Source organism: Polymorphospora sp. NPDC051019 (genome assembly GCF_040683055.1).
Classification (GTDB): domain Bacteria; phylum Actinomycetota; class Actinomycetes; order Mycobacteriales; family Micromonosporaceae; genus Polymorphospora; species Polymorphospora lycopeni.
The window spans coordinates 176236-198875 of the sequence record NZ_JBFBCH010000002.1 but is presented as its reverse complement, the minus strand read 5'-3'; the positions used below and the strand labels follow the sequence as shown (position 1 = coordinate 198875).

The window sequence follows — 22640 nt, the reverse complement described above, 5'->3', positions numbered from 1 at the left end:
CTCACCTGCCCCGGGAACGACGCCGCAGCGCCGCTCCGATCGTCGTGACCGCGCCGAGCGCGGCGAGGGCACCGGCGGCCGCGGTGGCACCGCGCAGGATCCGGTCCTGCCGCTTCGCCCGGGCCAGCGCGTCGGCGTACGGCGTCGTGGTGTGGGCGACCATCGTGTAGAGCGGGGTCCACCGGTCCGGCAGCAGGCGGGACAGCAGCCGGTCGGCGACCGCGTGCGCGGTGTAGGCGGGCTTGTGGACCCGGTCGCGCAGGTCGACGAAGTTGGCGATCGACAGGTCGGCGAGCACGTCGGTGTGCGGCTTGCGGGCCGCCTCGAACGCGGCCAGGGCCGCCGCCCGGTCGGGGTGCCGGGCCAGGCAGCCGTCCAGGACGAGGCAGTCCTCGAACGCCGAGTTCATGCCCTGCCCGTAGAACGGGACGACGGCGTGCGCCGCGTCACCGATCAGCACCACCCGGTCGCCGTGCCGCCACGGTGCGGTCCGTACGGTCACCAGATGGCCGACCGGGTGCCCGGCGATCTCCTCGACCAGGTTCGGCATCAGCTCCTCGGCGTCGGCGAAGTTGGCCCGGAAGAAGCCGAGGACCGCCTCCGGGGTGTCCAGCGTCGCGAAGCTGACCGGGCCCTCGTGCGGCATGAACAGCGAGCAGGTCAGCGAACCGTCCACATTGGGGTGGGCGACCATCATGGCGGAGTCGCCCGGCCACACGTGCAGCGCCTCGAGGCGTACCCGGGGGTTGCCGTCGTCGCCGACCGGGATCGTCAGCTCCTTGTAGCCCCACTCCAGGAACTCCTGCGAGTAGTCGGCCCGCAGGCCCCGCTGCAGGTGCTGGCGGACCACCGAGTGGATGCCGTCCGCGCCGACGACCAGGTCGGCGGTCACCTCGACCGGGTCGCCGCCGGCCTCGGGCAGCACCTCGACGGTCGCCGTGTCGCGGTCCAGCCGGGTGAGCCGCCAGCCGAAGTGGAACCGGACCCCGGCGCTCGTCTCCGCCGCGTCGACCAGCAGCGCGATCAGCTCGTCGCGCAGCACCGAGTGCAGGATCTCGTGCTCGCGGACCCCGTACGGCTGGAACCGCACCGCGCCGTCCGGCGAGTGCACGACCCGGCCGCGCATCGGCACGCTGCGCTTGAGTACGTCGGTGAGCAGCCCCACCTCGTCCAGCGCCCGCATGCCCCGGGCGGAGAGCCCGAGGTTGATCGACCGGCCGCCGAGCCCGGCCGGCGCGGTACGGGGGTCGGGCCGGCGCTCGTAGACGTCGACCTGGTATCCGCGCCGGGCGAGGTAGACCGCGGCGAGCGAGCCGGACAGGCCCGCACCGATGACGACTACCCGTTCCTGGCGACTGAACGGGTTCTGCCCGTCCGTCATTTGCCCTCCTCGGCGATCAGGGTGTCCAGCAGCTCGTCGATCTCCCGGTCGGAGAGGTCGTCGAGCGATGCGAGCAGGTCCTCCGGGGCCCGGCTGGCCGATCCGATGTGGTCGGTGACCGGTTCGGGCCGGCCCGGCCCGCCGGCGGTGTCGAGCAGTGGCGCCAGCCCGGCGATCGTCGGTGCCGCGAACAGGCTGCGCAGCGGCAGCTCGACACCGAACGCGGTCCGGATCCGGGCGATCAGCCGGGTTCCGGTCAGCGAGTGCCCGCCGAGGGCGAAGAAGTTGTCGTGCACCCCGACCTCGGTCAGGCCGAGCACCTCGCGCCACAGTTCGGCGAGCTTCTCCTCGACCGGGTTGGACGCCCCGGCCGGCCCGTCGGCGGTCGTCTCCCGCCAGGACGGCTCCGGCAGCGCCCGGCGGTCGATCTTGCCGCTGCCGGTGCGCGGCAGCGCGTCGAGCACGACCAGGGTCGCCGGCACCATGTAGTCCGGCAGCCGGCCGGCCAGCGCGGCCCGTACGTCCGGCCACAGCGCGGCGCTGTCGGTGCCGGGGGCGGTGGTGAGGACGTACGCGGCCAGCCGGACGTCGTCGGCGTCGCCGCGCCAGGTCGTCACGACCGCCTCGGCGACGGCCGGGTGGTCGCGCAGCACCGCCTCGATCTCGCCGAGTTCGATCCGGAACCCGCGCACCTTGACCTGGTGGTCAGACCGGCCGAGGTATTCCAGCCGGCCGCCCGGCCCCCAGCGGGCCAGGTCGCCGGTGGCGTAGAGGCGGCCGCCCGGCCGTGGCCCGAACGGGTCGGGGCGGAACCGGTCGGCGGTCAGCGCGGGCCGCCGGTGGTAGCCGCGCGCCACCCCGAGCCCTCCGATGTGGACCTCGCCGACGGTGCCCTCCGGCACCGGCTGGCCGGCCTCGTCGAGCAGGTAGATCCGGGTGTTGGCGGTCGGCCGGCCGAGGTCGACCGGGCCGTCGGCACCGACCGCGCCGGCCGTCGAGTAGATCGTGGTCTCCGACGGGCCGTACCCGTTGATCAGGGTGGCGCCGTCGGCGCGCAGGGCGTCGGCGAGGTCGCGCGGCAGCGCCTCGCCGCCGCTGATCCGCAGCCGCACCCCGGCCGGCACGCCCCCGGCGGTGACCAGCATCCGCCAGGTGGCCGGCGTACCCTGCGCGGCGGTGATCCCGCGGGCGGCGAGCGCGTCGCGCAGCGCCGCCGCGTCCAGCGCGGTCGCCGCGTCGACCAGCTCGATCCGGGCGCCGGCCAGCAGCGGCAGGACGAGTTCGACGACCGAGATGTCGAACGCCGGAGTGGTGATCGCCGCGACCCGGTCGGCGGCGGTGAGGCAGAGCAGCCGGTCGAAGCCGGCCAGCAGGTTGACCACCGACCCCTGGGTGACGGCGACGCCCTTCGGGGTGCCGGTCGAGCCGGACGTGTAGAGCAGGTAGGCCAGGCTGTCGCGGTGCCCGGCCACGGCCGGCGGGGTGTTGGGCAGCCCGGCCAGGTCGGCGGTGTCCAGCCGCAGCACGACCGGCACCGGGTCACCGGCACCGGCGACCGCCTCGGCGGCCCGTTCGGCGGTGGACGCGTCGGTCAGCAGCACCGGCGGCGCGGCCTCGCGCAGCATCGTCGCCAGCCGGGCCGCCGGCAGCGCCGGGTCGAGCGGCAGGTAGCCGCCGCCGGCCCGCCACACGCCGAGGATCGCCGCGACCAGGTCGGTGCCGCGCCGCAGCGACAACCCGACCGGTACGTCCGGTCCGACCCCGTGCGCCCGCAGCAGGTGCGCGATCCGGTTGGCGCGCTCGGCGAGCTGCCGGTGGGTCAGGGTGCCGTCGGGGCCGGCGACCGCCACGGCGTCCGGGTCGGTCGCCGGGTGCCGGTCGAGCAGTTCCGGTACCGAGGCGACGTCGGGCAACGCCAGGTCGCTGTCGTTCCAGCCGTGCAGGATCCGCTCGCGTTCGGCGTCGGCCAGCAGCGGCAGCGTGCCGACCGGCGAGCCGGGCCGCTCCAGCGCGGCCCCGAGCAGGGTCAGGTACTGGCCGGCGACCCGGTCGATCCGGACCTCGTCGTAGAGGTCGGTCCGGTAGGCGATCCGGACGGTGAGTCCCTCGGGCCGTACGTCGACGGTCAGCGTCAGGTCGAACTTGACGGTCCCGTTGTGCCACTGCTGCGGCGCGATCCGCAGGCCGGCCGAGGACACCACCGGCGGCGGCTCGTCGACCGCGAACATCACCTGCACCGCCGGGGCGTACGCCAGGCTGCGCTCGGGCGACAACCGGTCCACGATCCGGTCGAACGGCACGTCCTGCCGGGTCTGCGCGGCGGTGGCGCTCGCCCGCGCCGCATCGAGTACGTCGGCGAAGCTCGTCGCGCCGTCGAACCGGGCCCGCAGCGCCAGGGTGTTGGCGAAGAAGCCGACGACGTCGCGGGTCTCCGGCCGGGTACGCCCCGCCACCGGCACCGCCACCAGCAGGTCGTCCTGGCCGGTCAGCCGGTGCAGCAGGCTCTGGAACCCGGCCAGCAGCACGGCGAACAGGGTGCTGTCGGCGCGCTCGCGCAGCCGCCCGGCGAGCGCCGCCGGCACCGGGTAGGACAGCTCCCGTCCGTGCGCGGTCTGCTCGGCCGGGCGGGGCCGGTCGGCGGGCAGGTCGAGCAGGGTCGGCGCGCCGGCCAGCGCCTCGTGCCAGAAGTCCAGGTCGGCGTCGAACGCGCCACGCTCGGACTGTTCGCGCTGCCAGACGGCGAAATCGCCGTACTGCACCGGCGGCGGGGGCAGGTCCGGCACGCCGCCACCGACGGCCGCCCGGTAGCCGGCGGCCAACTCGCCGAACAGGATGCCGAACGACCAGCCGTCGGCGACCGAGTGGTGGATGACCACGGTCAGCACGTGGTCGTCCGGGCCGCGCCGGATCAGCCCGAACCGGGTCAGCGGGCCGGCCGCCAGGTCGAACGGCTCACGGCCGGCGGCGTCGACCAGTTCGCGTACCGGGTCCGCCGCACCGTCCGGGCCGGCGGTGGCGGCGTCGACCACGGTCAGCTCGACCGGCCACGGCGGGCCGACCACCTGGGCCGGCTCGCCGTCGACGGCGGTGAAACGGGTACGCAGCGCCTCGTGCCGGTCGACCAGCCAGCCCAGCGCCGACGACAGCGCCGCCACGTCGAGCGGGCCGGTCAGGTCGACCGCCCAGGCGATGTTGTACGTGGCGGTGCCCGGCTCCATCTGGTCGATGACCCACAGTCGACGCTGGGTGAACGACGAGGGCAGGACGAACGTCTCGGCGGCGCTCATGCGGGCGGCCTCTCCCCGGGGTGACCGGATGGTGCGGCGGTGGTGGTCGGTGCGGCGGGCGTACGGGTGTCGACCGCGACCAGGCGCAGCTCGGCGGTCCGGCGCCGGCCCTCGGCGTCGGTCAGCCAGGACTGCTCCGGGCCGGGCAGCATCTCGCTCAGCCGCAGGGTCGCGGTGTCGCCCGCCCCGTCGACGGTCCGGCGGACCGCCCGGCAGAAGACGTCGACCGAGGCGAGGCTGGCGAGGTCGAGGTGGAACGGCTTCTTCTCCACCGGGGTCTTGACGAACACGTGCCGGGGCAGCCCGACGCGGGCCTGCCAGCGGCGGATCGCGCGGAACCGCTCGCCCTCGTCGGCGACCCGGGCGAAGTCGAGGTCGGCGGCGGTGAACCGCCAGCTCTCCCGGGCCAGCACCACCCGGTCGACGGTGACCCGGGGCTGGTGGTCGGCCGGGCGCAGGATGTCGAACCGCTGGATCATCTGGAGCATCAGCGGCTCACCGATCACCTCGGTCAGCGGCAGGCGGTAGCGGCCGTCGCGGCTGCGTACGGTCAGCACCCCGTCGACCGGCTCCAGCACGCAGTCGGCGACCGCCACGGCGGTGGCCGGGTCGAGGCCGCCGCTGTCGTGCCCGAAGACCAGCCGGACGTCCCGACCGATGATCAGCTTGTCGGTGATCCGGGCCGGCGCGCCGCCCTCCTCGCCGGTGGCGGCCAGCACCAGCCGCTGGTCGGGCAGGTCGGCGGCCATCGCCGCGCGCAACTGCTCCGGGTCGGGATGCTGGGCCACGAACAGCGCCGAGCGCAGCGTGTTGACGCCCGGGTGCACCTCGCCGACCACCCAGCGGAAGTCACCCCGGGCGATCGCGTCCGGACCGTCGGCGGCCAGCATCACGTCCGGGCTGTGCTGGTAGGCGCCCATCCAGCCGGGGCGCGGCGCGGCGAACTCGGCCATCGCCCGGTCGTGGATCTCGGCGCTGGTGGTGGTGATCCGGTGGTCGACCGCCGCCGGCAGGATCCGCGCCCAGCGGTCCTGCAGCGCCCGGGTGACCGGGGCGATCAGCTTCTCCGGCAGGTCGAAGAGCAGGTCGTTGGCCCACAGCCAGAAGTCGCCGAACGGGACCGACGTCGACCCGGTCCGCTTCACCAGCTCCTGGTAGCGCTCGGTGCAGGCCCGCCGGAACAGGGCCGCCCCGGCGAACGTGAACCACCGGGCGCTCTCCAGCAGCAGGCTCAGCGTCGGCCACAGCGTGCCGGCCAGCTCGGGGGAGAGGCTGACCTGCGTACCGGACCGGCAGTCCTCGTAGACCAGCGTGCGGCCGGCGTAGACTTTGCCGGCCCGCCGGGTCGCGGCGCTGCCGGTCAAAGTGGTGAACCGCTCCTCGAGGTCGGCCAGCGCGGCGCCGAGGGCCTCCGGGTCACCGGCCGCGCCGGCGACCGCGTCGCGGGCGGCGATCAGGTCGTCGAGGTCGGCCAGCGCGGGCTCGCGCAGCGCCGGGTCGGGGACCGCCGCGAGCCGGGCGCGTACCACCCGTTCGGCGAAGAGGTCCTCCTTGGGCACCTCCAGCGACCAGGTGATCCGTTTGGTGTCGCGCAGCTCGCCCAGCAGCCGGTAGACCTGCTCCGGGCCGGTCAGCCCCGGGGTTCCGGCGGCCAGCAGCGCGGTGGCGATCTCGTGGGCCGTACGGCTGCCGTCGCAGGCGAGCAGCAGCTCGGCCACACCCGGCGGCAGCGGCGTGGGCGGCGTCAGGGGCATGGCGAACTGCCCGTCGACCACGGTCAGGTAGGGCAGCCGGCGGGGGATCAGCCAGGGGCCGAGCCGGGGTTCGCGGGCGACCAGCGCCGCCGCGGCCTCGGCCACCGCCCAGTTCTCGAAGTAGACCGTACGCTTCGCCAGCGGCGCGGCGCCGTGCCGGACACGTACCGGTTCATCCTGCTCGTCGACGCGGGCCCAGCCGACCGGACCGAAGAAGCCGATCGTGTCGTTCTTGACGCAGTAGCGCTGGAGGTAGGTGGCGACCAGCGCCTCGTGCTGCCGGTGCTTGGAGCCGGTGCCGCCGTCGGCGGTGCGGACCGCGTCGATCCCGGTCCGCAGCGCGTGCCGGTTCTGCCAGGTCACCGCCTCCCGGAAGAGCGGGTCGGCGGCGGCGGCGCGCAGCGCCTCGGAGCGGCCGGCGGCGGCCCGCCGGTGGGCGGCGTCGAACCGGTCGCGGGCGGCGTCGAGCCCGGCGTACGCGGCCACCACCGTCGTGTGGGCGCGGACCAGGGCACCGCCGTCGACCTCCTCGGCGCCGTCGGGCAGCGGATCGGGTGCGGCGTCGCGCCGGCCCTGCCGGATCGCCCGGTTCCAGCGGGCGCGCTCGTCGGCCGGCGCGGCGGCGCGGACCCGGCGCAGCCGGTCGGCGAGGTCGCGGCGGGCGGTGTCGAGGTGGTCCTCGGCGGCGAGCACCGCGTCGGCGGCGGCGACCAGGTCGACGTCGCCGAGCGCGGTGAGCAGGTCGAGCGGGAAGCCGGCGGCGCGCAGCCCGACCCACCGCCACATCGCCCACGGTCCGGGGGTCGGCTTGACCAGGTGGCCGGGGACGCCGTCGGGTGCCGGGGACCCGGGGCCGGTCCGCCGCGCCGCCATGGCGGTCGGGCCCGGTACGGCGGTGGCCGCGGCGGGCGCGGTCGGGGCGGGCCCGGCGGTGGCCGGGACGGTCGGGGTGGGCGCGGCGGTCGGGATGGGCCCGGCGGCGGCCGGGGCGGTCGCGGTCGGCGCGGCGGTGGCCGCGGCCGGGACGGGCATCCGGTAGCGGTCGCGGTCGCGCCGGACCACGCCCTCGACCGGGGTGGCCGGCCGGGCCAGGTGCTCGTCGATCGCGGTAGACAGGGCGGCCAGGCTCGGCCGCTCGTAGACCACCCGGACCGGCACCTCGACGCCGAACCGGTCGGCGATGGCGAAGGTCAGCCGGGTGGCCAGCAGCGAGTTGCCGCCGAGGGCGAAGAAGTCGTCGTCGGCGCTTCCCGGCGCGGTGCCCAGCAGTTGCGCCCAGGTGGCGGCCAGCCCGGCCTGGGTCGGGTCGGTGGGCGGCGTCGCGCAGTCCGGGCGGTCGGCGGCCGGTGCCGCCGGCGCGGGCAGCGCCCTCCTGTCGATCTTGCCGTTGCGGTTGAGCGGCAGGGCGCTCAGCACCACGTGGGCGGCCGGCCGCAGCGGCCCGGGCAGCCGGTCGGCGGTGTGCCGGGCGAGGTCGTCCGGGGTGGGGGCGGCGGCGCCGGGGCGCGGGGTGACGTACGCGAGCAGCCGGCGCTGCTCGCCGGTGCCGTCGACGACGACCGCGGCGTCACCGACGCCCGGGTGGTCGCGCAGTACGGCGGCGACCTCGCCCGGCTCGACCCGGAACCCGCGGATCTTGACCTGCTCGTCGGCCCGGCCGAGGAAGTCCAGCGTGCCGTCCGGCCGCCAGCGCACCCGGTCGCCGGTGCGGTACATCCGCGAGCCGGGGCGCGGGTCGAACGGGTCGGGCAGGAACACCGCGGCGGTGGCCGCGGCCTGGCCGACGTAGCCGCGGGCCAGCCCGTCGCCGCCGGTGTAGAGGTCGCCGGGCATCCCGACCGGCACCGGGCGGAGCTGGTCGTCGAGCACGTAGACGGTGGTCCGGGGCACCGGCCGGCCGATCGGCACCGGGTCGGGCACCGCCGCCGGGTCGGTCAGCACGTGGGTGCAGGTGAACGTGGTGTTCTCGGTGGGGCCGTACCCGTTGACCAGCGGTGCCCCGCCGCGGACCCGCAGGGCGCGGCGGACCGCGCTGGCGGCGAGCACGTCGCCGCCGGCCAGCAGCTGGCCGACCCCGGCGAGGGACTCCGGGTCGAACTCCACGACCTGGTGGAACAGGCCGGCGGTCAGCCACAGCACGCTGATCTTCTCGCCGCGCAGCAGCTTGGCCAGGTCGGTGACGCCGAACGGGCCGGGCGGGGCGACCACCAGCCGGGCGCCGTTGCCCAGCGCCCCCCAGATCTCCAGGGTGGCCGCGTCGAACGCGACCGGGGCCAGGTGCAGCACCGTCTCCTCGGGACCGAGCCGCAGGTAGCCCGGCTCGTGGACGAGGCGGACCACGGCGGCGTGCGGTACGGCGACGCCCTTCGGCCGCCCGGTCGAGCCGGAGGTGTGGCTGATGTACGCCAGGCTCGTCGGCCGGGGCCGGGTGGCCGGCGCGGTGGCCGGCTGGTCGGCCAGGGCCGGGGCGAGTTCGTCGAGGCGCAGCACCCGGTCGGCGCCGGGTACCGGGCCGGCGGCCAGCACCGGCGGCTGGCCGCTGCCGGCGAGCAACCGACCGGTCCGGGCCGGCGGGTCGTCGGGGTCCAGCGGGAGATAGGCGCCGCCGGCCTTGAGGACGGCGAGCAGGGCCACGATCAGGTCGAGCGACCGGGGCAGGGCGACCGCGACCGGCTCGTCGACGCGTACGCCGTGGGCGCGCAGCAGGTGGGCGAGCCGGTTGGCCCGCTCGTCCAGCTCCCGGTAGGTCAGCTCGCCGTCGGGCGCGCTGACCGCCACGGCGTCGGGGCGCCAGCCGGCCTGCGCGGCGACGAGATCGGGGACGGTGGCGGCGACCGGGTGGTCGGCGTCGTGGGTGTCCGAGGTGGACGGCGCGGGCAGGCCGGCCCAGGCGCCGGTCAGCAGCGCGCGGTCGGTGGCGTCCTGGAGCGGCAGGTCGGCGACCGGGCGGTCGAGCCCGGCCGCGAACCCGACGAGGATGGTGTGGAACTGCCGCAGCATCGCGTCGGCGGCGCCGTCGGTGAGCCGGCGCCGGTCGTGGTAGAGCAGGACCCGTACGGTCGGCTCGCCGAAGACGCAGACCGTGATCGGCGGGGCGGGTCGCCGGTGCACCCGCGCCGACCGGTCGCCCCAGTCGGGGATGGTCCGGCGCAGCGCCGCCTGCAGGTCGCGGTGCTCGTACATGAGCAGGTTGTCGAAGAGCGGGGTGTTGGCGGGCAGCCCGGTCCAGCGCTGGATCTGCGGCAGCGGGGCGACCTGGTGCGGGCGTACGGCGTCGATCTGCCGCCGTACGTCGGCCAGCCAGTCGCGGACCGTGCGGTCCGGGGCGACCCGGATCAGCAGCGGCACCGTGTTGATCAGCAGGCCCATCATCAGCTCGGCGCCGTCGACCGTGCCCCGGCGGCAGGTGCGGGTGCCGCCGAAGACCACGTCGTCGCTGCCGCTGTAGCGGTGCAGCAGCACCGCCCAGGCGGCGTTGACCAGGGTGCTCAGCGGCACCCCGGCCGCCGCGCCGGCCTCGTTGAGCGCGGCCGTCTCGGCGGCGGTCAGGGTCAGCGTCGTCTCGCGGGACGGGTCGGGCCGGGCCGACGGGCCGACCGGCGCGTTGGCCAGCGGCAGCGCGGTCGGCAGGGGTACGCCGGCCAGCCGGCCGGTCCAGAACTCCCGGTCGGCGTCGGTGGCGCGGGTGCCGGCCCAGGTGGCGAAGTCGCGGAAGGCGGGCCGGGTCGGGGCCTCGTACGCCTGCCCGGCGGTCGTCGCGTCGTATTCGGCGACGACCTCGTCGAGCAGCATGTGCAGCGAGCGGCCGTCGAGGATCGCGTGGTGGAAGGTGACGACGATGCTGTGCCGGCCCGGGCCGTGCGTGATCAGCGCGAGCCTGGCCAGCGGTGCGGTGGCGAGGTCGACCCCGGCGGCGCGGTCGTCGGCGAGGAACGCCGCCAGCCGCTCGTCGGCGCCGTCGGGGGCGTGGCCGGTCCAGTCGAGTGCGGCGACCGGCAGCGTCACCCGGGGCAGCACCTCCTGCACCGGCTCGCCGTCGTCGGGCCAGGTGAACGCGGTGCGCAGGACGGGGTGGCGATCTACGGCGTGCTGCCACGCGGTCCGCATCGCCGCGCCGTCCAGCGGCAGCGGCCAGTCGACGACCACCTGGATGATGTCGATGCCGGACCGGGGTTCGTAACTGTGCGCGAATAACATGCCGGGCTGGAGCGTGACGGTGTTGTACCGATCGTCGACGACGGTGTCGAGGGGCGTGCTTCGCACAGTTTGGATCCCTATCTGATGACTGCTTGCCGAACACCCCGTTGAACCGGCGCGGAAGATTGTTAAATCTTGCGGCCGGGCTGCGGCATTGCCGAACGATTGATAGGCCCACGGCGGGCCTGACAAGAAATTACGAGAACCATTCACCTGTGTCAACCACTGTTCTAGCGGGTGACATTGGTTCCGTCGATGTTGTGATGTGTTGCTGAAATGTGGACATCTGCCGATGTGGCGAGAACTGAGCTAAGAGTCAGGAAATTCACTTAGGTGCCTGAGCTATCCCGCTTTGTGCGTTTGACCGTTTGTCCTGTCCTGCGTCGGCCATTCGGCGGCGATGCGGCGGCCGTACGGTTCCCGACGGGAGGGCTGACCGGTCAACCCGGCTGTCCTGATCTTGTCGGCTAGGGGTGGGATGTCCGATCTTGCTGTTACACCTGGTGAACGAGCTGAGACAGAGGGGCCCCGGCCCGCGGGTCCGGCGAGGGGTGGCGGACCCGCGGGGTTGGCGCGACGGCTTTGCGCGCATGGACTACGGTTACGGGAACTGCATTTTGGGGGCAGATTGCGGTTCAACCGGTCACCGGTGCGACGAAACGTCGGTCGAGGTGGCCGGTCGACGGTTGTCCGGCTCCGGAAAGGAGCGGACGGACGGTTGTGTCGCGGTCGATCCGAGCTGGTGGGCGCCGCGTTCAGATGTTGCTCGCGGCCCATTCCCGAAGGCTGCGCGGACGCAGGTCGGTCCAGACCTCTTCGATGTGGGCAAGGCAGGCAGCGCGGTCGCCGCTGAATCCGGTGGTGCGCCAGCCGGCCGGGATCTCGGATCCGTCGGCCCAGATCGAGTACTGCTCCTCGTCATTGACGACCACGTGGTAAAGGCGGCGGTCTTCGAGTTCTTCCATCATGTCTCCGGGATTCTTCGCTGAAACGGTGAAGCGATATCCGAGACTGTACATCGACGAATTCGCGATTGTCTGTACCCGACGGACGGTCGCCCGGATCGGCGTGCCCCGGGCTGTCGGGCGACCACCGTCGACCTGCCACGCGACCGCCGGCCCCCGCCTGCCGCAGGGCGGCGGGCGAGGGCCGGGCAAACCTCGGGGGCGGGGTGGAGAAGCGGCCGGTGCGCCCGCGGGCGCACCGGGCCGGTCACGGGTACTCGTCGATCCGGGGCGGCCGGACGGTCTCCCGGTAGCGCTCGTGGCTCGCGCCGTAGATGGCGAAGTTGAGCCGGGCGTGGGCGAGGCTCAGATCGCCGTTGGGGCCGCCGCGGACCACGTCGGCATCATGGTCACCCTGGCCGTCGTCGGTCCAGAAACACACCGGACAGGTCAGGCAGCCGGTCCGGTAGCTGCAACATGGACACTTGGTGATCGGAGTCGTATCCACCTCACAAGCCTTTCACAGTAAGCGATCGGGCGCGCAGCGCACCTCCGGTCAGTGCACCGTCACCAGTCGTACGACGTGGCCGGGGCGGACCGCGAGCACCGCCGCCGCCCGCCCGCCGTTGACCGCCACCGCGGCCCGGCCGGCGGAGTCGACGTAGACCACCAGGCCACCCGGGTGGGTGTCGCCGAACGTCCCGCCCCGGACGGCCCGGATGCCGCCGACCCGCAGTCGCGACCCCAGGGCGTCGAGTGCCGCACCGGACGCGGCCAGCTGCACGTTGCCGTACCGGTCGACGGTCAGCACCTGCGACTCCAGCCAGCCCTCGCCGGCCGACACCGCCGGCTCCGGCAGCCGCACCAGGCCGGCCGGGTCGATGGCCGGACCGGCGTCGGCCAGGGACGCCCCGGTGGCGAGCCGGGCGGCGACCGGCGCGAAGACGTCCCGGCCGTGGAAGGTCCGCGACACGCCCACGAACCAGTCCGAATTGGACACTTCGACCGCGGCGGTCGGCCCGCCGAGCGCGTCGGCGGCCCACGGCAGCAGGCCGTTGTCCGGCCCGACCAGCAGCCCGCCCGGGGTCTGTACGGCCACCGGTCGCCGCGCCGTGCCGACGCCCGGGTCGACGACCGCCACGTGCACCGCCGGCGGCAGGAACGGCACGGTCTGGGCGAGCACCACGGCGCCCCGGGTGATGTCACCCGGATCGACGAGATGGGTGACGTCGATCACCCGTACGGCCGGCGCCAGGCCGGCGATCACCCCGTGGCAGGCGGCGACGAATCCGTCGGACAGTCCAAAGTCGGTAGTGAGGCTGATCACGGGGTAGTCGACCATGACCGGAACGTTATCGCGCCCGCGCCCGCCCGTCGCCCCCTGCCCGCCGGCGGTCCGGCCCACCCGCCGTCGGCGGTCCCGTTCCGCCCGTCGGCGGCACCGATCGTCAGCCGCGAAGGCGCAGGCCACGCGGGGTGGCCCGGAAGCCGGCCTCGGTGAGCGCGTCGTGCAGCGGGGAGGCGCGGACCGCCGCGCCGTCGGCACGCTCGACCGACATCGCGCCGAGCGCGCCGGAACGGACCGCGCCGGCCAGCGCCCGCGCCGACCGGGCCAGTGCGCCCGAATCGTCCATGAAGGACAGAATTGTGCGACCGCCACGCTCGACGTAGAGGACCAGTTCACCGTCGACCAGCACGACGAGGGCACCCGCCTTGCGGCCGGCCCGGTGCCCGGTGGCCGTGGCCGGCTCGCCGTCGCCGGCGTCGACCACCCGGTCCGGCCACGGCAGTGCCGCGCCGTACGGGTTGGCCGGGTCGGTCGCCGCCAGCACCAGCGCCGGCCCGCCGGACCGCTGCCCCGGTCCGTCCGGTTCGGCCCGCGCCCGCAGCCGGTCGACGGCGCCGGGAACCGCGAACTGGGCCGCCCCGAGCCCTTCGACGAAGTAGCCACGCCGGGCCGCGCCCCGCTCCTCCATCGCGGCCAGCACCGGATAGACCCCGGCGAACCCACCGGTGATCCCCTCCGCGCCGACCGCGCCGCGGGTCACCACGCCGTGCCGCTCCAGCAACAGGTCGCCGAGCGCCGCCGCCCGGCGGGTCGGGTCGAGGTCGCGGTCGGGCAGCCGGGACCACCGGCCGGCGACCGTCGGCGGCCCGCCGCGCGACCCGAGCGCCACCCGTCCCGGCCGCCGCTGCCGGGCGCGCGGCGCCGACGCCCGCGCCCGGTGGGTGCCGCCGGCGCCGAGGCTGGCCCGCAGCGGTGCCAGCGTGTCGTTGGTCAGCCAGCCGGCCCAGACCAGATCCCACACCGCCGCCACCAGCGCCGGTTCGTCACCGCCGCCGACCCGCTCGGAAAGGGCCCGGAAGAACAGTGCCTGACCGTCGGCCAGGGCGTCGAGCACCGCGTCGTGCAACGGTGTACGGGCCAGCGACTCGTCGGGCGGTGCCAGCAGCAGCGGGGCGCTGTCGGCGTAGACCAGGCTCACCCAGCCGTCGCCGCCGGCGATGGCCCCCGCGCCGGCCCACAGCACCTCGCCGCTGGCGCACAGCTCGTCGAGGTGGGCGGGGGAGTAGTCGGCGACCCGGGCGGGCAGCACCAGCCGTTCGAGCGCCGACGCGGGCACCGCCGCCGCCTGGAGCTGCTCGACCACGGCGGCGACCCCGTCGACCCCGCGCGCCGAGGAGCCGACCTGCTGCCAGCGGGGCAGGAACGTGGCCAGCGCCCGGGGCGGCACCGGCTCGATCTCGCGGCGCAGCGCGGCCAGCGACCGGCGGCGCAGCAGCCGCAACACCTCGGCGTCGCACCACTGGGTGCCGACCCCGCCGGGGGAGAACTCGCCGGACACCACCCGGCCGGTCGCGCCGAGCCGCTTGAGCGCCTGCTCGACCACGAACACCCCGAGCCCGAACCGGGCCGCACAGGTCGCCGCGGCGAACGGACCGTGGGTACGGGCATAGCGCGCGACCAGGTCGCCGAGCGGATCGGGGACCGGTTCGACGTACGCGTCGGCGACCCCGACCGGCAGCGCCACGCCGAGCGCGTCACGGAACCGGCCGGCGTCCTCGACCCCGATCCAGCGCTCCTCGCCGGCGACCCGGATGCGCAGCGCCCGGCGCGCCGACTCCAGGTCGGTCAGCCATCCCGGGTCGGCGCCGCGCTCGACCAGTTCCGCCCCGGTGAGGTCGCCGAGCACCCGCAGCATCTCGGCGACGTCCTCGGCGTCGCGGGGCCGGCGTTGCTCGGTCAGCCAGCGCAGTTGCCGCTCGGACTCGGCGACCACCGACGGATCCAGCAACTCGCGCAGGTCGACCCGGCCGAGCAGTTCGCCGAGCAGGGCGGAGTCCAGGGCGAGGGCGGCGGCCCGGCGCTCGGCCAGCGGTGCGTCACCCTCGTAGAGGAAGGCGCCGACGTATCCGAACAGCAGCGACCGGGCGAACGGCGACGGGCGCGACGTCTCGACCTCGACCAGCCGCACCCGCCGGCCGGCGAGGTCGCGCATCAGACCGACCAGCCCGGGCAGGTCGAACACGTCGCGCAGGCACTCCCGGGCGGCCTCCAGCGTGACCGGGAAGTCGGCGTACTCGCGGGCGACGTCGAGCAGTTGGGCGGCCCGCTGCCGTTGCTGCCACAGCGGCTGCCGGCGGCGCGGATCGCGGCGCGGCAGCAGCAGGGCGCGGGCGGCGCACTCGCGGAACCGGGCGGCGAACAGCGCCGACGAGCCGACCGACTCCTCCACGATCGCGCTGATCTCGTCGGGGTCGAACGCGACCAGGTCGGCACCGGGCGGTTCGTCGGCGGTGTCCGGCAGCCGGACCACGATGCCGTCGTCGGAGGGCAGCACCTGGGCGTCGACGCCGTAGCGTTCGGCCAGCCGCCGCCCGACCGCCAGCGCCCACGGGCCGTTGACCCGGGCGCCGAGCACACAGTGGACGGCGAGTCGCCAGTCGCCCAGTTCGTCGCGGAAGCGCTCGACCACCACCGTCCGGTCGTCCGGCACCGACCGGGTGGCGTCGCGCTGGTCACGCAGGTAGGCGAGCAGGTTGCCGGCCGCCCACTCGTCGAGGCCACCGGCCCGCAGCGTGTCGGCCGCCGCGTCGCCGCCACGGACCAGCCCGCGCAGCCGGGCGCCCAGCGCCCGCCCCAGCTCCAGCGGGCGCCCCATCGAGTCGCCCTTCCAGAACGGCATCCGGGCGGCCTGCCCGGGGGCCGGCGAGACCAGCACCCGGTCGGGGGTGATGTCCTCGATCCGCCACGACGACGAGCCGAGCAGGAAGACGTCGCCGATCCGCGACTCGTAGACCATCTCCTCGTCCAGCTCACCGACCCGGGCCGCCCGCTCCGCCCCGGCGAGGAAGACCCCGAACAGGCCCCGGTCCGGGATCGTGCCGCCGCTGGTCACCGCCAGCCGCTGCGCCCCCGGCCGCCCGGTCAGCAGGTCGGTGACCCGGTCCCAGACCAGCCGCGGCCGCAGCTCCGCGAACGCCGTCGACGGATAGCGCCCGGAGAGCATGTCGAGCACCGCGTGCAGCGCCGAGTCGGGCAGTTCGGCGTACGGCGCCGCCCGGCGGACGACCGCGGCCAGTTCGGCCACCGGCCACGGGTCGAGCGCCACCATCGCCACGATCTGCTGGGCGAGCACGTCGAGCGGGTTGCGTGGATGGCGCAGCTCCTCGATGGCCCCGTCGGCCATCCGCTCGGCCACCACCGCGCAGGCGAGCAGGTCACCGCGGTGCTTGGGAAACACGACCCCCCGCGACACCGCGCCGACCTGGTGCCCGGCCCGGCCGACGCGTTGCAGGCCGGCGGCGACACTGGGCGGCGCCTCGATCTGCACGACCAGGTCGACGGCGCCCATGTCGATGCCGAGTTCGAGGCTGGAGGTGGCGACCACGGCCGGCAGCCGGCCGGACTTGAGCGCCTCCTCGATCTGCCGCCGTTCCTCGCGCGACACGCTGCCGTGGTGGGCGCGGGCGATCACCGGTGGAGCGCCGACGGCCGCCCCGGACTGGGCCATGATCTGCGCGGGCGGCCGGGCCGGCCCGGCCGCCCGCCCCGCCCCACCGTCGGGGCCGGGGCCGGCACCGTCCGGGACGGGTCCGCCGGCGGCGCGCTCGGCGGCCAGTTCGTTGAGCCGGGCGCACAGCCGTTCGGCGCCACGCCGGGAGTTGGTGAACACGATCGTCGACCGGTGCCCGGCGATCAGGTCGAAGACCCGCTCCTCGACCGCCGGCCAGATCGACGCCCGGCGCGGGCCGTCCGGGTCGCCGGGCTGCTCGACCTCGTCGAGGCGGGTCATGTCCTCGACCGGCACCTCGACGCTGACCTCGATGGTCTTGGCGGTGCGCGGCGCGACGACCTCGACCGGGCGGGCGCCACCGAGGAAGCGGGCCGTCTCGTCGACCGGCCGTACGGTCGCCGACAGGCCGATCCGCTGGGCCGGGCGGGGCAGCAGCTCGTCGAGGCGTTCCAGCGACAGCGCCAGGTGGGCGCCGCGCTTGGTCGCCGCGACCGCGTGCACCTCGTCGACGATCACCGTCTCCACTCCGCGCAGCGACTCCCGGGCCGCCGAGGTGAGCAGCAGGAACAGCGACTCCGGCGTGGTGATCAGGATGTCCGGCGGGGTGCGGGCGAACGCCCGCCGCTCGTCGGCCGGGGTGTCACCGGTCCGCATCCCGACGGTGATGTCCGGCGGCGGTGTCCCGAGCCGGGCGGCGGCCTGCCGGATGCCGGCCAGCGGGGCGCGCAGGTTGCGCTCGACGTCGACGGCGAGGGCCTTGAGCGGACTGACGTAGATCACCCGGCACCGGTGCCGGGCGTCGGCCGGGGCGGGTTCGCGGGCCAGCCGGTCCAGCGACCACAGGAACGCGGCCAGCGTCTTGCCGGACCCGGTGGGCGCGACGACCAGCGCGTTACGCCCCGCGCCGATCGCCCGCCACGCCCCCGCCTGGGCCTCGGTGGGCGCGGCGAACGCGGCGGCGAACCAGTCCCGGGTCGCCGCCGTGAACCCCGCGAGTACCTCCACCACGTCCCCATCCTGCCCGCCCGGTACGACACAACCCTGCCACCCCGGTCGCTGGCGACGACCGGTCGCCGGCGCTCGCCGCACCGAAGCGGGACCGGAAGTTGTCCAGGTCACGAAACCGATGGGCGGGACGAACGTTGATACCGGCAATTGATGGAAACACTTGCCGGTATTGCGAGGAATGCAGTAACTTCGCCGGCAACGCCAAAGGTCAGTCGGGGGGGCCGGAATGACCGGGATTCAGCGTAATTTTCAGCACGACACCGACGTTCTCATCCGCCAGGTCGACAACCACCTCGCCGTGCTCCGGACCGCGGACGCGGGCGACCTCGGCCTCGCCGAGCGGCTCGCCGCGTCACTGCGCGACCTTGTGGTGAGCACCACCCGGGCCAGCGCCGCCGACCGGGCCTGGGTGCGGGCCGCCGTGCACTACTTCGTACTGCGCCGGGAGGGCCGCCACCGCGGGCGGTCGATCCGCTCGCTGACCGCCGACCAGCGGGTCATCAACGAGATCGCGCTGGCGCTCGGCCGGCCCGACCTGGTGGTGGATGGCGTCACCCCGCTCGCCGGACCCGCCCGGGCCGCCTGACCCGGGCGCCACCCGCCGTCACCGGCACCATCCACGGCCACCGGCACCGTCCGCCGCTCCCGGATACCGGCCGCCGCCGCCGGGAAACGGCCACGCCGCCGGGAAGCGGCAGCCGGACGCCGGCCGACCGTGGCGTTGCCCGGGGCCCTCGGATTGCAATGTTTCGTTCAAGTAACGACCATTGGGAGCCGCTACACTTACCGCCGGACGATCGGTGGGAGGTGACATGCGGGGACGAACCCAGGCACTCCAACCGATCGATCGGCTGCTCGCGGCCGTTCTGTTCACCGTACTCGCAATCACCTTCGTGCATGGCGCGGCCTCCGCCGCCGTGCCGGCCGGCGCCATCGCGCAGGCGCACGCCTCGATCGGCGCCGCGCTCTTCCCGCTCGCATCGAGCACGGGCGCCGGCACCGACAGTGATGCCGGCGCCGGACGCGCCACCAACCGGCAGTGGACCTACGAGGAACTGCGCCGGCCGGCCGTGGAACAGGTGCAGCTGGGCAACCCCACCGTCCCTCCCGAACCGGAGCCGGAGCCGCTGGACCTGTCCCGCGCCGCACCGCCCGGGGCCCGGTTACCGGAGAGCCCGGTCGGCGCCCAGCCCGGCCGGGCACCACCGGTCGGCTAGCCGCCCACGGAAGGTCCGCGTGCGCGGGCCGGCCACGTGGCGGGCGACCCACCCCGGTCGGTCCACCGGCCCCGAGCCGGCGCGGTCCGGTCGGCACACCCCCCCCGGCTGACCGGGATCGGGCGGACGGGTCGCCACCAGGCACACTGAGCTGTCCGCAACCCCCGGACGGCCTGCCATCTACCGGGAACGGCACCAACCCGCGCGCAATTCGGCCATACAGGTCCGTCACGCGGGGCCGGTGCCGTCTGATCCGTATAGCAGCCGCAGACCCTGCCCCAGGGCCTGCGATGACACCTATCTGGAGTACGCATGCTGGTGCTGCTGGCCCTCCACCTCGTGATGGCGCTCTGTGCGCCGCTGTTCGTCCGGTGGTGGGGCCGGCATGCCTTCTACCCGCTGGCCGTCGCCCCCGCCGCCGCACTGGGCTGGGCCGTCGCCCAGACCGCCGGCGTCCGCGACGGTCGGGCGGTCGTCGAGACGTACCCCTGGGTTCCGCAGCTCGGGCTCGACCTGTCGTTCCGGGTGACCACCCTGTCGTGGCTGATGGTCCTGCTCGTCGGCGGGGTCGGCGCGCTGGTGCTGATCTACTGCGCCCGCTACTTCTCCGACAGCGAGCCCGGCCTCGGCCGGTTCGCCGGGGTCTTCGTCGGCTTCGCCGGGGCGATGCTCGGCCTGGTCGTCGCCGACGACCTGATCCTGCTCTACGTCTTCTGGGAACTGACCACGGTCTTCTCCTACCTCCTCATCGGGCACAACCCGGAGAAGCGGGCGAGCCGGCGGGCGGCGGCGCAGGCGCTGATCGTGACCACCGTCGGCGGCCTGGCGATGCTGATCGGCTTCATCATGCTCGGCCAGCACGCCGGCACCTACCGCTGGTCGGAGATCGTCGACGGGGCGAAGCCGTCCGGGGCGTACCTGGGTGTCGCGCTGGTGCTCATCCTGGCCGGCGCGCTGTCGAAGTCGGCGATCTTCCCGTTCAGCTTCTGGCTCCCGGCGGCCATGGCCGCACCCACCCCGGTCAGCGCCTACCTGCACGCCGCGGCCATGGTCAAGGCCGGCATCTACCTGGTGGCGACCATCGCGCCGCTGTTCGCGTACGCCGGGCCGTGGCACCTGATCGTGTACGCCCTCGGCGGGCTCACCATGGCCATGGCCGGCTGGGCGGCCCTGCGACAGACCGACCTGAAGCTGCTGCTGGCGTACGGCACCGTCAGCCAGCTCGGTTTCCTCGTCGCGGTCACCGGCGCCGGCACCTACAACGCCGCCCTCGCCGGTGCCACGATGCTCCTGGCACACGCCCTGTTCAAGGCCACCCTGTTCCTCGTCGTCGGCATCGTCGACCACAACGCCGGCACCCGCCAGCTCGGTGAACTGTCCGGGCTGTGGCGCCGGATGCCGGCCGTCTTCGCCGCCGCCCTGCTCGCCGCCGCGTCGATGGCCGGCATCCCGCCCCTGCTCGGCTTCGTCGGCAAGGAGGCGATCTTCGAGGCGTTCCTGGACGAGCCGCTGGTCCTCGCCGTGCTCGTCGTCGGCGCCACGCTGACCGTCGCCTACAGCGCCCGGTTCGTGTGGGGCACCTTCGCCGACAAGCCCGGGATGGAACCCACCCCGGTCCGCAAGGTCGGCGGCGCGTTCTTCGCCCCGGTCGGGGTGCTGGCCCTGGCCGGGCTGGTGCTCGGACCGCTCGCCCCGGTCGTCGACAGCTACCTGAGCCCGTACGCCCGGCTGGCCGGCGAGGGCCGCTACCACCTCGCCCTGTGGCACGGCCTCACCCTGCCGCTCGGCCTGTCGGTCCTCGCCGTGGTCGTCGGCCTGCTCTTCTTCCAGCGGTACGGCCGCGGCGGCCGCGCCGTCGGACGGATCGGTGTCCCGATCGAGGGCGCCGAGGTCTATTCGAAGCTGACCCACTGGCTCGACCGGGGTGCCGTCGAACTGACCGGTGCCACCCAGCGCGGTGCGCTGCCGCAGTACCTGGGCACGATCCTGGTGGTGCTGGTCGCCGTGCCCGGCGGCGCGCTGCTGATCGGCCGGCCCTGGCCGGAGCAGGTGTCGCTGTGGGACACCCCGCTGCAACTCGTCGTCGGGGTGGTCCTCGCCGCCGCCGCGATCCTCGCCGTACGCACCCAGCGCCGGCTCACCGCGATGGTGCTGGTCGGGGTCACCGGCTACGGCACCGCGATGATGTTCGTCCTGCACGGCGCACCCGACCTGGCGCTGACCCAGTTCCTGGTGGAGACCGTCACGATCGTGGTGTTCGTGCTGGTGCTGCGCCGGCTGCCGGCCCACTTCTCGGCCCGGCCGCTGCGCAGCAGCCGGTGGACCCGGATCGTCATCGGGGTCGCCGTCGGCGTGACCATGTCCGGGCTGGCGCTGGCCGCCGCCGGCGGGCGGGACGCGGTACCGATCTCCGTCGACTTCCCCGAGCTCGCCGTCTCGTACGGCCACGGCCGCAACGTCGTCAACGTCACACTCGTCGACATCCGTGCCTGGGACACCATGGGCGAGATCGCCGTACTGGTGGTGGCCGCGACCGGGGTGGCCAGCCTGATCTTCCTGCGGCCCCGGGGCGGCCCCGGCCCGCGCCGCCGCGACCTGCCGAAACGACGCCGCGAACCGGTGTGGCTGCGGGCCGGTCCGACGGTGCACAGCCGGCAGCGGTCCATCGTCTTCGAGGTGGTCACCCGGCTGATCTTCCACACCATCGTGCTCTTCTCGATCTACCTGATGATCTCCGGGCACAACGCGCCCGGCGGCGGCTTCGCCGGCGGTCTGGTCGCCGGTCTCGCCCTCGTCGTGCGGTATCTCGCCGGTGGCCGGTACGAACTGGACGAGGCCGCCCCGGTCGACGCCGGACTCGTGCTCGGTTCCGGACTGTTCGTCTCGGTCGGCACCGGCCTGGCAGCCCTGCTGTTCGGCGGCGACTTCCTGCAGAGCACGGTGGTCGACCTCCATCCACCGCTCATCGGTGACGTGCACCTGGTGACGTCGATCTTCTTCGACATCGGGGTCTACCTGATCGTCGTCGGCCTGGTCCTGGACATCCTGCGTAGCCTCGGCGCGCAGGTCGACCGGCAGATGGAGGCCGACGGCGAGGCCGAGCCCCCGGCCCGCCGAGAGGAGGAACTGGCATGAGCGCGCGCAGCGTGCGAATCATCGGGCTCGGTGTTGGTCGTGCCGGTGCCGAGCGCAGCGAGGTGACGGGCATGAGCGCGCGCAGCGTGCGAATCATCGGGCTCGGTGTTGGTCATGCCGGTGCCGAGCGCAGCGAGGTGACGGCATGAGCCCCAATCTGGTTCTGGTGGTGGTCATCGGGGTGCTCTTCGCCTGCGGTGTCACGCTGCTGCTGGAGCGGAGCCTGACCCGGATCCTGCTCGGGGTGATCCTGCTCGGAAACGGCGCCAACCTGCTGATCCTGGTCGGCGGCCGGGCCGGTGGCGCGCCCATCGTCGGCGTCACCGACGAGGCCGACATGAGCGATCCGCTGCCGCAGGCGATGGTGCTGACCGCCATCGTCATCACGCTCGGCATGACCGCCTTCCTGCTCGCGATGGCGTACCGGAGCTGGCAGGTGATCGGGCACGACGAGGTCCAGGACGACCTGGAGGACCGCCGCATCGTCCAGCTCGCCGAGCGTGACGAGGTCTCGGGCACCGACGACAGCACCGACGGGACCGACGACGACGGTGTCGACCCGGAACAGGTCGATCCCGAACCGGTCGGTGACGAGGCGCCCGCCGAGGGCGCGCCCGCCGACCGGCCGGAGGAGATCGCCGTGGACGCCGCGCAGACCACCGTCGACAAGAACGACAAGGACGGCAAGCGATGACCGAG

Annotated in this window: 12 protein-coding genes; 5 read left to right on the top strand and 7 right to left on the bottom strand. The window is 74.6% G+C overall.

The window, feature by feature from the left end; all coding sequences use genetic code 11:
• Position 1 precedes the first annotated feature (1 nt).
• The 7 genes from AB0M79_RS05060 to AB0M79_RS05030 all read right to left on the bottom strand — a co-directional run bounded on the left by AB0M79_RS05060 (position 2) and on the right by AB0M79_RS05030 (position 17589).
• Complete coding sequence (locus tag AB0M79_RS05060; RefSeq protein WP_364207917.1) at positions 2–1381, bottom strand: NAD(P)/FAD-dependent oxidoreductase; 1380 nt, start codon at positions 1379–1381, stop codon at positions 2–4.
• Complete coding sequence (locus AB0M79_RS05055) at positions 1378–4668, bottom strand: amino acid adenylation domain-containing protein (protein ID WP_364207915.1); 3291 nt, start codon at positions 4666–4668, stop codon at positions 1378–1380. The genes AB0M79_RS05060 and AB0M79_RS05055 overlap by 4 nt, the downstream gene beginning before the upstream one ends.
• Positions 4665–10685 (bottom strand): amino acid adenylation domain-containing protein, encoded by a 6021-nt coding sequence (locus AB0M79_RS05050; protein ID WP_364207913.1) that lies wholly within the window; start codon positions 10683–10685, stop codon positions 4665–4667. The genes AB0M79_RS05055 and AB0M79_RS05050 overlap by 4 nt, the downstream gene beginning before the upstream one ends.
• Positions 10686–11374: 689 nt before the next feature.
• A complete protein-coding gene (locus tag AB0M79_RS05045; RefSeq protein ID WP_357536062.1) occupies positions 11375–11584 on the bottom strand; it encodes an MbtH family NRPS accessory protein in 210 nt (69 codons plus the stop codon).
• Between the two features lie 247 nt (positions 11585–11831).
• Positions 11832–12071: a CPCC family cysteine-rich protein gene (locus AB0M79_RS05040; RefSeq protein ID WP_364207911.1), complete on the bottom strand. Its 240-nt coding sequence runs from the start codon at positions 12069–12071 to the stop codon at positions 11832–11834.
• Positions 12072–12119: 48 nt separating this feature from the next.
• Positions 12120–12905 carry an SAM-dependent chlorinase/fluorinase gene (locus AB0M79_RS05035; protein ID WP_364207910.1) on the bottom strand — a complete coding sequence of 262 codons (786 nt, stop codon included), beginning with the start codon at positions 12903–12905 and terminating at the stop codon, positions 12120–12122.
• Between the two features lie 106 nt (positions 12906–13011).
• On the bottom strand, positions 13012–17589 hold the full coding sequence (locus AB0M79_RS05030) for an ATP-dependent helicase (protein ID WP_364207908.1): 4578 nt from the start codon (positions 17587–17589) through the stop codon (positions 13012–13014).
• Between the two features lie 226 nt (positions 17590–17815).
• On the opposite strand from AB0M79_RS05030, the gene AB0M79_RS05025 reads away from it, so the two are divergent.
• From AB0M79_RS05025 to AB0M79_RS05005, 5 genes are all read left to right on the top strand, one after another.
• Positions 17816–18175, top strand: coding sequence for a hypothetical protein (locus AB0M79_RS05025; RefSeq protein ID WP_364207906.1), 360 nt, complete (start codon positions 17816–17818; stop codon positions 18173–18175).
• A gap of 226 nt (positions 18176–18401) precedes the next feature.
• Complete coding sequence (locus AB0M79_RS05020) at positions 18402–18806, top strand: hypothetical protein (protein WP_364207904.1); 405 nt, start codon at positions 18402–18404, stop codon at positions 18804–18806.
• Positions 18807–19118: 312 nt separating this feature from the next.
• Positions 19119–21941 carry a Na+/H+ antiporter subunit A gene (locus AB0M79_RS05015; RefSeq protein WP_364207902.1) on the top strand — a complete coding sequence of 941 codons (2823 nt, stop codon included), beginning with the start codon at positions 19119–19121 and terminating at the stop codon, positions 21939–21941.
• Positions 21938–22090: a hypothetical protein gene (locus AB0M79_RS05010; protein WP_364207900.1), complete on the top strand. Its 153-nt coding sequence runs from the start codon at positions 21938–21940 to the stop codon at positions 22088–22090. The genes AB0M79_RS05015 and AB0M79_RS05010 overlap by 4 nt, the downstream gene beginning before the upstream one ends.
• Positions 22087–22635, top strand: coding sequence for a Na(+)/H(+) antiporter subunit C (locus AB0M79_RS05005; RefSeq protein WP_357535936.1), 549 nt, complete (start codon positions 22087–22089; stop codon positions 22633–22635). Before AB0M79_RS05010 ends, AB0M79_RS05005 begins: the two co-directional genes overlap by 4 nt.
• Positions 22636–22640 lie beyond the last annotated feature (5 nt).